12 protein-coding genes are annotated in these 15431 nt (G+C 67.1%); 2 read left to right on the forward strand and 10 right to left on the reverse strand.

What is annotated here, in order from left to right:
* Together FVW20_RS11330 and FVW20_RS11335 are read right to left on the reverse strand one after the other, a co-directional pair.
* On the reverse strand, nucleotides 1-308 hold a 308-nt coding region (locus FVW20_RS11330; RefSeq protein WP_196609674.1), incomplete at its 3' end, for a PLD nuclease N-terminal domain-containing protein.
* A 72-nt stretch (nucleotides 309-380) separates the two neighbouring features.
* Nucleotides 381-806, reverse strand: a complete 426-nt coding sequence (locus FVW20_RS11335) for a universal stress protein (protein WP_196609676.1) — start codon at nucleotides 804-806, stop codon at nucleotides 381-383.
* 466 nt (nucleotides 807-1272) lie between these two features.
* Here FVW20_RS11335 and FVW20_RS11340 point away from each other — a divergent pair, with 466 nt between their 5' ends.
* Nucleotides 1273-3936 (forward strand): sensor domain-containing protein, encoded by a 2664-nt coding sequence (locus tag FVW20_RS11340; protein WP_231039056.1) that lies wholly within the window; start codon nucleotides 1273-1275, stop codon nucleotides 3934-3936.
* 263 nt (nucleotides 3937-4199) lie between these two features.
* Here FVW20_RS11340 and speB read toward each other — a convergent pair whose 3' ends face one another.
* The 7 genes from speB to speA all read right to left on the reverse strand — a co-directional run bounded on the left by speB (nucleotide 4200) and on the right by speA (nucleotide 12048).
* Nucleotides 4200-5069: an agmatinase gene (gene speB / locus FVW20_RS11345; RefSeq protein ID WP_196609680.1), complete on the reverse strand. Its 870-nt coding sequence runs from the start codon at nucleotides 5067-5069 to the stop codon at nucleotides 4200-4202.
* Nucleotides 5070-5335: 266 nt separating this feature from the next.
* Complete coding sequence (locus tag FVW20_RS11350) at nucleotides 5336-5545, reverse strand: CC/Se motif containing family (protein ID WP_196609682.1); 210 nt, start codon at nucleotides 5543-5545, stop codon at nucleotides 5336-5338.
* 301 nt (nucleotides 5546-5846) lie between these two features.
* Nucleotides 5847-7076, reverse strand: coding sequence for a carboxynorspermidine decarboxylase (gene nspC / locus FVW20_RS11355; RefSeq protein ID WP_196609684.1), 1230 nt, complete (start codon nucleotides 7074-7076; stop codon nucleotides 5847-5849).
* A gap of 89 nt (nucleotides 7077-7165) precedes the next feature.
* Nucleotides 7166-7855, reverse strand: a complete 690-nt coding sequence (locus tag FVW20_RS11360; protein ID WP_196609686.1) for a hypothetical protein — start codon at nucleotides 7853-7855, stop codon at nucleotides 7166-7168.
* The gene (locus FVW20_RS11365; RefSeq protein ID WP_196609688.1) at nucleotides 7839-8372 is read right to left on the reverse strand and encodes a hypothetical protein; all 534 of its coding nucleotides are present in this window, start codon (nucleotides 8370-8372) and stop codon (nucleotides 7839-7841) included. The genes FVW20_RS11360 and FVW20_RS11365 overlap by 17 nt, the downstream gene beginning before the upstream one ends.
* Nucleotides 8373-8551: 179 nt before the next feature.
* A complete protein-coding gene (locus FVW20_RS11370) occupies nucleotides 8552-9742 on the reverse strand; it encodes a saccharopine dehydrogenase family protein (RefSeq protein ID WP_196609690.1) in 1191 nt (396 codons plus the stop codon).
* Between the two features lie 386 nt (nucleotides 9743-10128).
* On the reverse strand, nucleotides 10129-12048 hold the full coding sequence (gene speA / locus FVW20_RS11375) for a biosynthetic arginine decarboxylase (RefSeq protein WP_196609691.1): 1920 nt from the start codon (nucleotides 12046-12048) through the stop codon (nucleotides 10129-10131).
* Nucleotides 12049-12860: 812 nt separating this feature from the next.
* Here speA and FVW20_RS11380 point away from each other — a divergent pair.
* Nucleotides 12861-14006: a GGDEF domain-containing protein gene (locus FVW20_RS11380; RefSeq protein WP_196609693.1), complete on the forward strand. Its 1146-nt coding sequence runs from the start codon at nucleotides 12861-12863 to the stop codon at nucleotides 14004-14006.
* Between the two features lie 123 nt (nucleotides 14007-14129).
* Here FVW20_RS11380 and FVW20_RS11385 read toward each other — a convergent pair.
* Nucleotides 14130-15431 (reverse strand): leucyl aminopeptidase (locus tag FVW20_RS11385; protein ID WP_196609695.1); only part of this gene is annotated, 1302 nt, incomplete at its 5' end.

Below are 15431 nucleotides of genomic sequence, written 5' to 3' on the forward strand. Positions count from 1 at the left end.
GGCATGGCCCCCGGCGGCTCGTGGCGGGCCGGGCCGCCATGCAGGCGCCCCCCTTCGCGCAGGCGGCGGATTTCCGATTCTTCCAGCAGGCGGGCGGCGCGGCTGTGCACGCGGTTGATGCCGAACAGGAAATAGAGCAGCGGCCCGGCCACGGGGAAGGTCAGGCACACGGCAATCCAGCCCAGAGCCGCGCGGGGGTCGCGCTTGTGCAGCAGGGCGTGCCCGGCCGCGTACACGGACACCCCGTACATGGCGGAAATGAGCACCCATTGCAGGGTGGTCTGGGCGGCCGCCGGGAGGGGGGTCATGCCGCACCCCGCCGGGTTGCGTTGCGCTGCGGCACGCAAGGCACGCTACGGGCCACGAAGGTCGTTCCTTGCCTAGCGGACGACCAGCACAGGCACCTTGGCCAGATGCAGTACCTGATGGGTAACGCTGCCCATGATCATGCCGCCCAATTCGCCCAGCCCGCGCGATCCCATGACGATGGTGTCGCAGCCTTCTTCTTCGCAGACGCGCACCACGGCCCTGCCGGGGGCGCCGTCAACGATGCGCACGGAATTGGGCACGCCCAGTTCGTCCAGCAGGGCGCGCGGCTCGGCCAGCAGGGCCTCTGCCTCCTGGGTGCATTCGCGCACCAGTTCCTCGCGCGCCTCGCCGCCGATAAGGGCGGGAATCTCGCCAAAGCTGTGCATGAGCACGATGTGGCCCGCGCCGCAGCAACGGGCCAGGTTCACCGCGTGGCGCAGGGCCAGGCGCGCATGCTCCGAACCATCCATTGGAAGCAGTATCCGGGCGTAGGACATGACGCGGACTCCTTCATGCTGTGCGCGCCGACGGCGTCGCGTGGGTGCGTCCCCCGCCGTCGCCGTGGTCTCCCTGTATCGGACGGCATCGGACTACACAGGGCCGGGAAAACGGCTTTGCAACATGGCGCGGGGATGCCAATGCATGCACAATGGCACGACTGGCGCAACCTGCGCAACCCCCGTGCCGGTTCGCTCTCCGGTCCGCCTGCCGCGCCAGGCCGTCCTTGCGACGACGCACCAGGCCGTCCCCGCGGCGATGCGCCCGGACGACTGGCGCATGACAACACATGGCGGACACATGGCTGGCTCCCGGGGAACGGCGAATGGGGAGGGTTGGCAGGCGAATGGACGCGCGGCACCTCTTCCGGCCCCCCGTGCTTTCTGGTATAGCATGCCATCTGGACATCCACGTGCGCCGTGTTTTCAAGGGGGGTTCCGAATGACGGGCGACATGCCGCAGCACATGCCACGCCATACGCAGGACGACATGCGGGACGAGGAACAGGAACACCGCGCCGCCGGGGGGCCAGCGGACCCGGAAAACTCCGGCAGAAGCGCGCCGGCCGCATCGACACCCGGCGAACCTGCATCCGGCAACCAGACGACCGGCCTGCTGCGCGCCCTGCTGGACAACCCCATGGTGGCCCTGTTCCTGCGCGACGGCCAGGGGCGCTACCTGGCCGCCAACCACCTGTACGCCAACCTGGCCGGAATGCCCGGCAAGGACGTGGTGGGACTTTCCCCGCGCGACATCTTTCCCCATGCCGTGGCCAGCGCCCTGCTGGACGAGGACCGGCGCGTGGCAGCCGAAGGCGCCCCCCTGCTGTGCGAACGCATGCTGCCCGACGACGAGGTCGAGCGGGTGTTCCGCGTGACCAAGCTGCCCCTGCCGCCCGAGGTGGCCGGACCGGGTGCGGTGCTGGGCCTGGCCTTCGACGTTACCGCCCTTGTCCAGGCCGAAATAGAAGAAGAAGTGCGCCAGCGCACCGCCGCACTGGCCGAAAGCACCGCCCGCTTCCGCGCGCTGTTCGAACTGGCCCCGGACGCCGTGTACGTGCGCGGCGAGGGGGGCCGCATCATGGACTGCAACCGCGCCGCCGAACGCATGTCCGGCCACCCGCGCGAAACCCTGCTGTCCCTGCGCACGGCAGACCTGCTGCCGCCGGACATCGAGGCCAGCATCAACAACCTGCTGGCCGGGTGCCCCCGGCCCGTTGCCACCCCGCAAGGCGCAGACGGCTTCCGCCCGACCAACGGCTTCTGCCCCACGGGCGGTTTCTGCATGGAGGGGGTCTGCGCAGCCGCCTACGGCAGCCACGAGGCCGAGGTGAGCGTGGTGCCCCTGCCCCTGTCCCTGCTGCAGGACGAGGGCATGACCACGCTGGTGGTGGTGCACGACATTTCCGGACGCCGCGCCGCCGAACGCCAGGCCCGGCTGTTCGAGCGGGTACTCCGCAACGCGCTGGAAGGCATCTGCATCACCGACCCGAAAGGCACCATCGTGGCGGTGAACCCGGCCTTCACCACCATCACCGGATACCCGGCGGACGAGGCCGTGGGCCAGACCCCTCGCATCCTGAAATCGCACCACCATGACAGTTCCTTCTACGAGGACATGTGGCGCGCGCTGGAGGAGGAAGGCCGCTGGGAAGACGAGATATGGAACCGTCGCAAGAACGGCGAGGTCTACCCCGAGTGGCTGAGCATCAGCGCCATTCCCGGCCCCACCGGGCGCACCGAATACTACGTGGCCGTGTTCCACGACATCACGGAACTGAAGGCCAAGGAATCGCAGATCCAGCACCAGGCCCACCACGACGCTCTCACCGGCCTGCCCAACCGCGTCCTGCTGCGCGACCGCCTGAGCATGGCCATCAACGGCGCCCGGCGCGAGGATCGCAAGGTGGCCGTGCTGTCGGTGGACCTGGACAACTTCAAGCAGATCAACGACAGCCTGGGGCACATGGTGGGCGACATCTACCTGCAACAGGCCGCCGAGCAGATGCGCCAGATGGTCCGCCCGCAGGACACCCTGGCACGTGTGGGCGGCGATGAGTTCGTGGTGGTGCTGCAGGACGTGGATAACGAGCGCGACGCCGCGCAGGTGGCGGAGCGGCTGCTGGCCCGCTTCACCGACCCGGTGCGGGTGCAGGAACACGAACTGTTCGTGGGGGCCAGCGTGGGCATCGCCCTGTTTCCCGACGACGGGGACGACCCTGACACCCTGGTCCGCAACGCCGACATCGCCATGTCGCGCGCCAAGGAACAGGGCAAGCGCCGCTACCACCTGTTCACCCCGGCCATGAACGAGCGCGCCGTGCGCCGCCTGTCGCTGGAAGGCGACCTGCACCGCGCCCTGGCCGCCAGAGACATCATCGCCCACTACCAGCCGCGCGTGGACCTGAACACCGGCCTGATCACCGGCATGGAGGCCCTGGCCCGCTGGACCCGCGCCGACGGCAGGCGGGAACACCCGGCGGAATTCATCCCCCTGGCAGAATCAACGGGGCTCATCGTGCCCCTTGGCGAGCACATGCTGCGCCTGGCCTGCGCCAGAACCCGCGCCCTGTGCGATGCCGGTCACGCCGACCTGCATGTGGCCGTGAACCTTTCGCTGCACCAGTTCCGCCACCGCAACCTGGTGGGCATGGTGGCCGACGTGCTGGCCGAAACGGGCCTGCCGCCGCACCTGCTGGAACTGGAAATCACCGAATCCACCATTGTCACCGATGCGGACCACACCATCCGCAAGCTGAACCAACTGGCGGAAATGGGCATTGCCCTTTCCGTGGACGACTTCGGCACCGGCTATTCCTCGCTGTACCAGCTCAAGAACCTGCCGCTGACCTCGCTGAAGATCGACCGCTCGTTCATCCGCGACATTCCCGACGACCCCAACGACGCGGCCATCGCCGCCACCATCATCACCATGGCCGACAGGCTGGGGCTGCGCGTGGTGGCCGAAGGAGTGGAAACGCCGGAACAACTCAACTTCCTGCTGCTGGAAGGCTGCCACGAAGTGCAGGGTTTCCTGTTCAGCCGCCCCCTGCCGCCGGACGAATTCACCGCGTTGCTGTCGCGGGGCAGACGGCTGACCGTGCCCCGCGACGGCAACGGCGGCACCTGACCGGGGGGCCGGTGACCGTGCGGTCCGGCATGCCGGTGCACCGCCCGCGCACTGTCATTCCCCGGAATTACGCAAGGTGCACCCCGGCGGACCTCCCCCGCCCATCCCCCCACCGCGTTGTGCACGGCAAACGCCCCGGCCCGGAAACATCCGGAAGCCGGGGCGCTTGTCGTGGCGCGTGCGGAAAAGAAACGAGCCGCCCGTGGCGTGCTGTAAAAAGCCGGACCGAGGCGGAAAAAGGGAACGGAAAACGACGCGACCGCTCAGCGGCCCAGCCGCTGCACCAGCCCCATGATGTCGTATACCAGCCGGGCCGCCGCGAAGTCCGCCGCGTGAAAGCCATCCATGGGGGCCAGTTCCACCACGTCGAAGCCCAGCACCTGCCGCCCGTTCACGGCCAGTTCCAGGCAGCGCCGGGCGTCGTACCAGCCGAGGCCGCCGGGCACCGGGGTGCCGGTGGCGGGCATGATGGAAGGGTCCAGCCCGTCCACGTCGAAGGTCACGTAGATGCGCTCCGGAAAATCCGGCGGCAGCAGCGGGGTTGGAATGCCGTGGCGGGCCAGCGCGGCGGCGTCCAGATGACCGACGCCCAGCGCGGCGCGGCAGTCCACCTCTTCGCGGCACAGGGCGCGCACCCCGATCTGGAACAGCGGCAGGCCAAGGTCGGCCACGGCTCGGCGCATCACCGCCGCGTGGCTGTAAGGCGTACCGCCGTAGCTGTCGCGCAGGTCGGCATGGGCGTCGAACTGGACGACCCCGAACCTGCCGTGCTGGCGATGCAGCGCCCGCAACGCGCCAAGGGTGACGGTATGCTCGCCGCCCAGCAGCACGGGCAGCCCCCCGTGGGACAGGGCCGTGGCCGTGGCCGCCTCGATGCGTGCCAGCACCGCCTCCGCGCCGCCGGAACAGTCCACGGCGGGCGCGGTGTGGATGCCAAGCTCGGCGGGCACGGATTCGCCGTCCCACAGTTCCAGTTGGTCCGATGCCGCAAGGATGGCGGCAGGACCCGACGCCGTGCCGTCCCCGTAGGAAACGCTTTCTTCGTACGGGACGGGAATGACGTGAAAACGCGCCCCGTCGGGCGCGACATCTTCCAGTTCAGAGGCCAGAAAACGGCCTTCGGCGTGCCGCATGGCAAGCTCCGGTAACGCCTTCCCGCGCGGGGAGGCGGCTTTTTGCCCATTCGCGCGACCTGACACCCCAGACAGGCCAGACACCCCAGACAGACCAAACAGGCCAGACAGGCCAGACAGGCCAGACAGGCCAGACAGGCCAGACAGGCCAGACAGGCCAGACAGGCCGTGCGGCCCTTCCCGAAACGCCGTCCGTGCACAAGGGCGGCAGCCTGATCCATGAAACGAAACAGCCGCGCCGCGCTGGGCCATCGGCCCAACGGGGGCTACGCCACCAGGGTGCGCGCCCCCTCCACGTCGAAATACGAAAACCACAGGAACCGGCGCAGCCGCACGCGGGCCGGTTCGTCCCAGCGCAGCCGCTTCACCGCCGGGTCCAGCCACACCACCACGCCGTCCACCATGTGCCGGTGAAAGGCTGGCTGCATCCATTCCGGGGGTTGTCCCACGCGCACGGCGGGGGTTCGCACGGGCATGATGCGCGACGCTCAGCCGCAGCCGCGCGCCGCCTGCATGTACACGATCACGTTCCCGCCGCCAGACAGGATGCGATCCCGGGCATTGTCGTCGATGTAGATCATGGCCGCCTCCGGGGCGCGTGGCGCCCGCATGCAGACATGCTAGGCATTGCCGGGTGCGGACGCAAGCGGTGCCGCGCGGGACGGCCCCCCGTCGAACACCATGCGGTTGCCGATCGGTCACTGCCCGGTCATCTCGCGGCCCATGCCCGATGCCGGAACATCCGGAACAGATACGGGGACAGCCAGCGCCCCCGCATCAGGACAGGCGGTACTTGAACGCCTCGTAGCCGAAAGACCGCACCACCTCGCGCCGCGCACCGCGCCCGTCCGCAACGCCATCCGCATCCGCCGGCCGGTAACGGGCGATGGCGGGCAGTTGCAGCCCGTTGAAGGTGGTGGTCTTGACCATGCTGTAGATGGCCATGTCCAGGAAGGCCAGCCGGTCGCCGGGTTGCAGGGGCGCGTCGAACGAGTATTCGCCGATGACATCGCCCGCCAGGCACGACTTGCCCGCGAAACGGCAGGTCCACGCCTTCTCGCCCGGCAGGCCGGAGCCGATGCAGCCGGGGCGATAGGGCATTTCCAGCACGTCGGGCATGTGCGCGGCGGCGGAGGTGTCCAGAATGGCGATGGGCATGTCGGCCTGCACCACGTCCAGCACGGTGCACAGCAGCACCCCCGCGTTCAGGGCCACGGCCTCGCCCGGCTCGATGTACACCTGCACCCCGTGCTTCTGCTGCATGCGGTCGATGCACCGGCACAGCAGGTCGAGGTCGTAGCCGGGACGGGTGACGTGGTGCCCGCCGCCGAAGTTCAGCCACTTCATGCGCGAAAGATGCGCGCCGAACCTTGCCTCCACCGCGTGCAGGGTGCGGTCCAGCGCGTCGGCGTCCTGCTCGCACAGGGTATGGAAATGCAGGCCGGAAATGCCGTCCAGCGCGTCCTGCCCGCGCGCCGCCGCCTCGGCCACGGCGGCCTCGAAGTGGTGGGGCCGCACCCCCAGGCGCGAACCCGGCGAACACGGGTTGTAGATGGCCACCGCCCCTTCCGAGTGCTCCGGGTTGATGCGGATGCCGCACTCGATGGGCCGCCCCGCCGCCGCCACCTGCGAACGGAAACGGTCCCACTGCGCGAACGAGTTGAACACCAGATGATCGGCCAGGGTCACCAGTTCGGCCATGTCCGCGTTGCTGTACCCGGCGGCAAAGGCATGCACCTCGCCCCCGAATTCCTCGCGGCCCAGACGCGCCTCGTGCGGGGAACTGGCGCAGGTGCCGTGCAGCACCCCGCCGTGCGCGCGCGACAGCAGCGGAAACAGGCTCCACATGGCAAAGCCCTTCAGCGCCAGCAGCACCTTTGCCCCGGTGCGGCGCTGCACCGTTTCCAGGACGGCGGCGTTGGCCTTGATGCGGGCCTCGTCCACCACGAAACACGGGGACGGGAAGCGGGTGGGGTCGAGCTTGGCGAGATAGGCTTGGTCCATCATTCCGAGGGTACTCCTTGCGAAAGCGGAAAGCGGGAATGCTACCGGCAGCATGCAGGCGGGCAGCGGGCAGCGCGGAAGCCGGAAAACGTTTACGCCCCACCCGTGGCGATGGCGCGCATGCGCTGCATGAGCAGCGGAACGCGTCCCTGACTGGCCGGATCGGGCGGCAGGTAGCCGGGCAACGCATCCAGAAAATCGTCATCGGCCAGCAGTGCGGCAAAGGCCGCAGCAAGGTAGCCGCGCACGGCTGCGTCCGCAGCCTGTACCTCGCCCGCGATATCCGGTCGGCCATCCAGCACGGCCACCAGGTCTTCCATGTCGTGGTTGGTGAGGTAATCGCCGTTGCCCCGCCCCCGAAAGGCTTCCAGCTTGGTGGCCAGAAAATACGCCGGGGCGGCCACCCGCAGAGTTACACCTTCCACAGTCATGCGCACGGCATGGCGCAGTGCATCACCATACCAGCGGTTGGAAAAGCCCAGCACAGCCTCATCCGTGGGCATGACGTCAAGAGCCAATGCACCGTGCCGCCAGCGGCACACCACATCCATGTCCTCCGCAAAGCCGCGTGACCGCAGGCGGTCGGCCACGCGGTAATAGTCGTGGCGCGTGGCCGCCTCGACAATGACGTCCACATCCAGCGTGGGCCGCACATCCGGGGCCGCCGGGTCGGTCAGCAACAGGGGCACGCTGGCCCCGCCAACGAAGGCCACTTCGTCCGCAAGATCGCCCAGCAGTCGCACGGCGTCCAACACATGGCCGATGTTACGCAGTCGGCGCATCATCGCTCCGCAACATGCCTTTCAGAAATTCAGCCGCCCGCTGCTGTTCGCGCGCCCGCCCGATGCGGATGGCGTCGAGCAGGCTCAGGGCGTCGTACAGGCGGGTATTGCGCAAGGCAACTACCGGTACTGATTTATACAACGGCGACAGGGACACGCCCCGATGGTCCCCTTCCGGATACGGCCAGACATACACCGCTTCGGCTCCCGAATCATGCAGGAGTTCTCCCTTCAGTGCGGGCGCAGCAAATGCCGTCAGCACCCCGCGCGTCACCGTGCCGATGTCCGGCGGAAAGGCGTACTTCACGCCGTGCACCAGAAATTCCTCCAGCGCGGCGCGCACGGGCCTGCGCCTGTTCTCATCATACAGCCGGGCTTGCGCGGCACGCCTGATGGAACTGTAGACCATGGACATGCTCATGCCCAGCGCCACGCCCAACTGGTCGTAGGTCCAGCGGGTACGCCGCGCCACCGAAAGCTTGAGCATGACGAGTACATCTTGCGGGAGCAGGTTCATGGACATTCCATATTCTAGATTCTAGAATGCCGCAAGCCCCCTCCTGAAAATCACCGCCCTGCTCCCCCATGCCCGCTGCCTGAACAAGGACCGGGGGACCGCACGCGCGGCCCCCCGGAATTCATGCTGCTCACTGTGCCGAGACAATCGGCATTCTGAGGGCAACCTACCCCGAATGCCTATTTTTCCACCACCACCCACGGCAGCCCGTGCTTGTTCAGGGCGTCCATGAACGGGTCGGGGTCCAGCTGCTCCATGTTGTACACGCCCTTGCCGGACCACTTGCCGGTCACCATCATCATGGCTCCGATCATGGCGGGCACGCCGGTGGTGTACGAAATGGCCTGCGAACCCACCTCGCGGTAGCATTCCTGATGATCGCACACGTTGTAGATGTAGACGGTCTTGGGCTTGCCGTCCTTCACCCCCTGCATCAGGCAGCCGATGCAGGTCTTGCCCTTGGTGCGCGGGCCGAGGGATGCCGGGTCGGGCAGCAGCGCGCGCAGGAACTGGATGGGCACGATCTTCTTGCCGTCGTGCTCCACTTCGTCGATGCGGGTCATGCCCACGTTTTCCAGCACCTTCAGGTGGTTCAGGTAGTTGTCCGAGAAGGTCATCCAGAACCGGGCGCGCTTGAGGCCCTTCAGGTTCAGCACCAGCGATTCCAGTTCCTCGTGGTACATGAGGAAGCACTTCTTGGGGCCGATGCCGTCCGGGAAATCATAGTTCATGGACCACGACAGGGGGTCGGTTTCCACCCACTCGCCCCGTTCCCAGTAGCGACCGCGCGCGGTCACTTCGCGGATGTTGATTTCCGGGTTGAAGTTGGTGGCAAAGGGATGGCCGTGGTCGCCCGCGTTGCAGTCGATGATGTCGAGCACGTGCACCTCGTCCAGCAGGTGCTTCATGACGTAGGCGCAGAACACGTTGGTCACGCCGGGGTCGAAGCCGCTGCCCAGAAGGGCCATCAGCCCGGCCTTCTCGAAGCGCTCCTGATAGGCCCACTGCCACTTGTACTCGAACTTGGCCTCGTCCAGCGGCTCGTAGTTGGCGGTATCCAGGTAGTGCACGCCGGTTTCGAGGCAGGCGTCCATGATGGTCAGGTCCTGGTACGGCAGGGCGATGTTCAGCACCATGTCAGGCTTGTACGCGCGGATCAGCGCCACCAGTTCGGGCACGTTGTCCGCGTCCACCTTGGCTGTTTCGATGATGCGCCCGGTGCGGGCCTTCACGTCCGCGGCAATGGCGTCGCACTTCGACTTGGTGCGGCTTGCCAGCATGATCTCGGAAAACACGGAGGGAACCTGCGCGCACTTGTGGACGACCACGCCGCCCACGCCGCCAGCGCCGATGATGAGGACACGTGCCATGACGCACTCCTTTGCGCACCCCGCCCGCCCCGGGCACCCGTGCCCGGAAACGCGCGACCGCGCGACACTGCTGTGGTTATCCCGAACGGCCAGCCCCACACCATGGGACGGCCCGGCTTGTTGCCTGCATGCGCCGGTGACCGGCGTCAGCATACCACGCAATCCGCATGGCATGCATCAAGGGTATCCTGCTTCGATGGGGTGCGGGGCAGCGAACCCGCGCTTTTCAGTTCTGCCGCACGAGCACTACCACGCCCATGGCGACAGTGCGATTTCGTTCGCTGGCAAGGAAGACGAATCTTTCATGATGGGAGTGTACTCTTCCGTACACGACCGGAATGAAGGATGATGTCTGACGAAGCCCAGCGGACGAAATCGCCTGTCGGCTAACGTTCGAAGTAGGTGTACCCGCGCAACCCATCCTCATACGCCTGCATCACCCGGTACCGGTCCGAGGGGGTGATGCGCCCCTCGCGCACGGCCTGTTCCGCGGCCTCGCGGATATCCTCAATGATGCGTCGGGGGTCGTATTCCACGTACGACAGGATGTCGGCCACGGAATCGCCGCGCAGTTCGCGCACGAATTCGTAGCTGCCGTCCTCGTGCACGCGCACCGAAACCACGTTGGTGTCGCCCAGCAGGTTGTGCAGGTCGCCCAGGGTTTCCTGATAGGCCCCCACCAGGAACACGCCGAGGTAGTACTCCTCGCCGTCCTTCAGGGGATGCAGGTCCAGGGTGCCCTTCACGCCTTGCGGGTCGATGAAGTGGTCGATGCGGCCGTCGCTGTCGCAGGTGATGTCGGACAGGATGCCCTGGCGAGAGGGCAGCTCGTTCAGGCGGTGCAGGGGCACCACCGGAAACAGCTGGTCGATGGCCCACGAATCGGGCAGCGACTGGAACACGCTGAAGTTGCCGTAGTAGATGTCGGCCAGGGCCACGTCTATCTCGGCAAGATCCTTGGGCACGTGCTTCAGCTTCTGCTTTTCCTGGGCGATGCGCTTCATGATGGCCCAGAAGTAGCGTTCGCCAAGGGTGCGTTCGCGCAGGGTGATGCGCCCGGTCAGGAACTGCTGGCGCACTTCGTCGCGGTAGTACACGGCGTCGTTGTAGCATTCCTGCAGGTTGCGCAGGGTAAGACCGGCCAGCGCCTCGCGCATGTTGCGCACGGGCTCGGGGCAGTCGTCGGGCAGGATGTCGGGCAGGTTGCCTATCTCCACGCGGCTCACGTCCAGGATGTTGAACAGCAGCATGGAGTAGTAGGCCACGGTGGCGCGGCCCGATTCGGTGACGATGTGCGGATGGGCGATGCCTTCCTCGTCGAGGATGTTCATCACCGCCTCGATGATGTCCGCGCAGTATTCGTCAAGGCTGTAGTTGCGGCTGCTCACGTAGTTGGTGTGCGAGCCGTCGTAGTCCACGGCAAGGCCCCCGCCAAGGTCCAGGTACCCCATGGCCGCGCCCTCGACCACCAGCCCGCCGTAGATGCGGCAGGCTTCCATGACGGCGGCGCGGATGTCGCGGATGTTCGGCACCTGCGACCCCAGGTGGTAGTGCAGCAGCTGGAAGCAGTCGAGCATGTCGTGGTCCTTCAGCTGGTCCACCACATCGACGATCTGCGCCGTGGTCAGGCCGAAGGTGGAACGTTCGCCGCCGGAATCGGTCCAGTGGCCGCCCGCCTTCACGGACAGCTTGGCGCGCACGCCGATGAGCGGACGCACGCCAAGGCACCTGGACCGCTCCAGGATGAGCGGCAGCTCGCTGGCCATTTCCAGCACGAAGAAGCACTTGTACCCCATGCGCACGGCGTGCAGGCCAAGGTCGATGAACTCCTCGTCCTTGTAGCCGTTGCAGACCAGGCAGGCCTCGTGGTCGCGCAGTTGCGAGACGGCGGCGATGAGTTCGGCCTTGCTGCCTACCTCCAGCCCGTGATGGTAGCGCGAGCCGAACTGGGCGATCTTTTCGACCACCTGCTGCTGCTGGTTGACCTTGATGGGGAAGATGCCCCGGTATTCGCCCTTGTAGCCGAGCGACCCGATGGCCTTGCGGAAGGATTGGTGAAGACTGGTGATCTGGGAATCGAGAATGTTCTCGATGCGCAGGAGCACCGGCATGTCATAGCCGCGCTCCCGCATGCCCCGGATGATTTCCGGGATGCTTACGGCAGGACCGCGGTTGTCTCCGAAGGGATAGACCACGACATCGCCGCTCTGGGCGACATCGAAGTACCCGGCACCCCAATTGCGGATGCCATAGAGCTCAGCGGAGTCTTCGACACTCCACTGTTGCAGCGTACGGTTTCTTGCCAATTCCCGAACCTCATACATACCCCGTTTACAGGTGCATGCCACGGCGCCGCCGTTACGGCGGGTCGACCAGAGCCTCTCTCTATCCACCATGCGCGGGTGCAGGGCAGGGGCGCGCACGCGTTGGAAGAGTGGCACTATTTATTGATAGCGGGGGGCCTTGTCAACGGTATTTTCCCCCATTTCGCACGAACGTCACAGAACCCTGCAATCATTGACCGCACACGACACAAGGCCCGCACCGGTGGGAATTTTACCCATTTTGCGGTAGGGTATGACGTGAGGGAAGACTTGTCGCTGACAGGGCGGGCGGCGCTGTGGTATGCCGAAACGGCAACATCGTGAAGTCCATATCCAACAAGACCTAAAGGCCACGCGGAATTCCGCCGTCAAGGGGCGGCTGGCCGCCGCCCGGCCTTTCACGGACTGCCGGTCAGCTGCCAGGTCAACCCGACCGGCACTGGAAAATTCGCTAAAGCGGTCATCTGTCCAGTCATCAGATCGGCCAGTTGCCCGCCGGATACCCGCAGTTGCCCGGCCAGCCGCAGGGGCGGCTGGCGCATCATCCGGCAACGCCATGCGGCACGGCTTCACGACGTAACTGTTTTTCAGGTTCCTTCCGGCAGGCACGCGTACGGCACGTTTGGGGAAACGTGCGGGGAGGACGCCGCCGCCGGCCCGCCCGGCACCACCCCTTGCGTTACCCCCCTCACGCATGGTCACGCCAGCCCGACCTTCGCCCCGGCACCGGATGCCGTGGAGCGTTGCGGGCATGCGCGGCTTTGTCCGCTCCCATTGTGGCACGAGAGGCATCAGTGCTCGACAAGAACAGGTTGCACCGCTGCATGAACGTCCTGCTGGCCAACGGCCTGCAGGAGGGCGCCGACCCGGAGACCGCGCGCGTCACCGGGGTAGCGAACCTGTTCTATGGCGTCACGGCGCTGTTCTCCGCCATCATGGCGGTGCTGGATTTCATGCAGGACCAGAGCACCCTCGCGCTGTTCCTGCTGGCGATGCTGGCGCTTGCCCTGTTCGGGCTGTTCTGGGTGGGCCGCACCGGTCGCCATGCGCTGCCCAGCACCGCGCTGGTATTGGCGCTGTTCAGCCTGTCGCTGTACATGGTGTCCCACGGCGGCGTGGAGGGCAGCGGCTTCGTGTGGCTGTTCATCTTTCCGCCCGTGGTCATGCTGACCTTCGGCCTGTCCATCGGCATCCTGCTGATGGCCGCCCTGCTGCTGGGGGTGGGCGCCATACTGTTCCTGCCCGGCGATCCCTTCCTGTACGCCGACTATTCGCAAGCCTTCCGCATCCGCTACATGGTGGCCCTGCTGTGCTGCGGCATCTTCGCCGGGCTTGCGGAATACACCCGCCGCCACACCCAGCGCCTGCTCATCCTGCTTACCCAGCAACTGGCCGAAAGCGCCCGCACCGACGAGCTGACCGGCCTCGCCAACCGACGGGCCCTGTGCGAACGGCTGGAATACGAGCAGGTGCGCGCCCGCCGCACCGGCAGGTCGCTGTCCATCGCCATCTGCGACATCGACCACTTCAAATCGGTGAACGACTGCTACGGCCACCAGTGCGGCGACCAGGTGCTGCAATCGGTGGCCGGGCTGCTGCACGACAACCTGCGCCATCAGGACACCATCTGCCGCTGGGGCGGAGAGGAGTTCCTGCTGCTGCTGCCGGAAACCGACGAGGCCGGGGCCGCCCGGCTGGCCGAAAAGCTGCGCGGCCTGGTGGAAGCCTCGGAGTACTCGTACCACGGCATCCCCGTCAGCGTTACCCTGTCCTTCGGGGTGCACACCTGCGGCCCGGAAGGCGACATCGACTACCACATCCGCAAGGCCGACCAGAAGCTGTACCTGGCCAAGGAACAGGGCCGCAACCGGGTGTTCGCCGGGGAAGTGCCCGACATTTTCCTGCCCGAGGGGCTGATGCTGGACGAAGAGGAAGCCTAGGGCGCTTCCGGAATATCTCCCCGGCACCTGCCGGACACGCCCCCTGCCCCGTCGCAACGCATGCGGGCCGCGAAGGTTTCCCCCTCGCGGCCCGCTGCTCGTTTCCGGATTCGATGTCGGGCGCTACACGCCGCCGCGCACCAGTTCCAGCAGCGTGCGCACGGCAAAGCCGGTGCCGCCGCCAGGGCAGGTGGACGTCTTCTTGGCGGTGTAGGCGGGCCCGGCAATGTCCAGGTGCGCCCAACGCACGCCCTTGTCCACGAACTGCTTCAGGAACAGCGCCGCGTTGACCGCCCCGCCCTCGCGCGGGCCCACGTTGGCGATGTCGGCCACGTCGCTCTTCAGGTTCTCGAAGTACATGTCCCACAGCGGCAGGGGCCAGAAGCGGTCGCCCACCACGTCGCCCACGGTGCGGATGCGGCCCGACAGATCGTCATCCGTGGCGAACACCGCCGCAACCTCCATGCCCAGCGCCACCACGCAGGCCCCGGTCAGGGTGGCCAGGTCCACCACCACCTCGGGGGCGTATTCACGCTGGGCCCAGGTCAGGGCGTCGCACAGCACCAACCGCCCTTCGGCGTCGGTATTGATGACCTCCACCGTCTTGCCGGACAGGGTGGTCACGATGTCGCCGGGGCGGGTGGCCCTGCCGTCGGGCATGTTCTCGGTGCAGGGCATGATGCCCACCACCCGGCGGGGCACGACGGACCGACCCAGCGCCTCGAACAGGCCCAGCACTGCCGCCGCGCCCGCCATGTCGCCCTTCATCTCGTGCATCTTGGCGGCGGGCTTCAGGCTGATGCCGCCCGTGTCGAAGGTGATGCCCTTGCCCACGAACACCAGCGGCTTCTGGTCTTCCGTCCCCTTGGGGGCATGCTCGATGACCACCAGCCGGGGCTCCTCCTCGGCGCCGCGGAACACCGAGGCAAAGGCTCCCATGCCCATCTCCACCAGTTCGGCGCGGCCCAGCGAACGGGCCTGCATGCCGTACTTCTTCGCGATGGCCACGGCCTGCTCGGCCAGATGGCCGGGGGTGACGAAGTTGGGCGGGCCGTTGACCAGGTCGCGCGCCAGGGCCACCCCGGCGGCTGCGGCCTCGCCCCGGCGGGCGGCGGCGTGCAGGTCGTCCGGCACCGAGGCTTCGGCACACAGCAGGCCCAGCCAGCGCGGCTCGAAGCGGGCGTCTTCCGCGGCTTCCGCGCCGCCGTTGCCGTTGGTCTTGAACCGGTCGTAGCGATACAGGCCCAGCAATGCGCCGCACACGGCCTCTTCCGCCGGGGACCAGGACGGGGTTCCGGCAGGGACATCGCCGCCCGTCTCCACCACGCGCGCCAGGGCCACGGCATCCACAGCCACCGTCTCTATCTTCAGTTCGCGGCAGCGGCGCAGCGCAGCGCCCGCCGCCGCGCGCAGCCCGGCAGGGGC

The sequence above is a fragment of the Nitratidesulfovibrio oxamicus genome, from assembly GCF_015731765.1.
GTDB classification, from domain to species: domain Bacteria; phylum Desulfobacterota; class Desulfovibrionia; order Desulfovibrionales; family Desulfovibrionaceae; genus Cupidesulfovibrio; species Cupidesulfovibrio oxamicus.

Excerpts from the sequence above, each read along its gene's own strand:
- FVW20_RS11335 (WP_196609676.1), bottom strand. The coding sequence starts at position 806 with ATGTCCTACGCCCGGATACTGCTTCCAATGGATGGTTCGGAGCATGCG.
- FVW20_RS11360 (WP_196609686.1), bottom strand. The coding sequence starts at position 7,855 with ATGCGCCGACTGCGTAACATCGGCCATGTGTTGGACGCCGTGCGACTG.
- nspC (WP_196609684.1), bottom strand. The coding sequence starts at position 7,076 with ATGATGGACCAAGCCTATCTCGCCAAGCTCGACCCCACCCGCTTCCCG.
- FVW20_RS11350 (WP_196609682.1), bottom strand. The coding sequence starts at position 5,545 with ATGCCCGTGCGAACCCCCGCCGTGCGCGTGGGACAACCCCCGGAATGG.
- speB (WP_196609680.1), bottom strand. The coding sequence starts at position 5,069 with ATGCGGCACGCCGAAGGCCGTTTTCTGGCCTCTGAACTGGAAGATGTC.
- FVW20_RS11340 (WP_231039056.1), top strand. The coding sequence starts at position 1,273 with ATGCCACGCCATACGCAGGACGACATGCGGGACGAGGAACAGGAACAC.
- FVW20_RS11365 (WP_196609688.1), bottom strand. The coding sequence starts at position 8,372 with ATGAACCTGCTCCCGCAAGATGTACTCGTCATGCTCAAGCTTTCGGTG.
- FVW20_RS11370 (WP_196609690.1), bottom strand. The coding sequence starts at position 9,742 with ATGGCACGTGTCCTCATCATCGGCGCTGGCGGCGTGGGCGGCGTGGTC.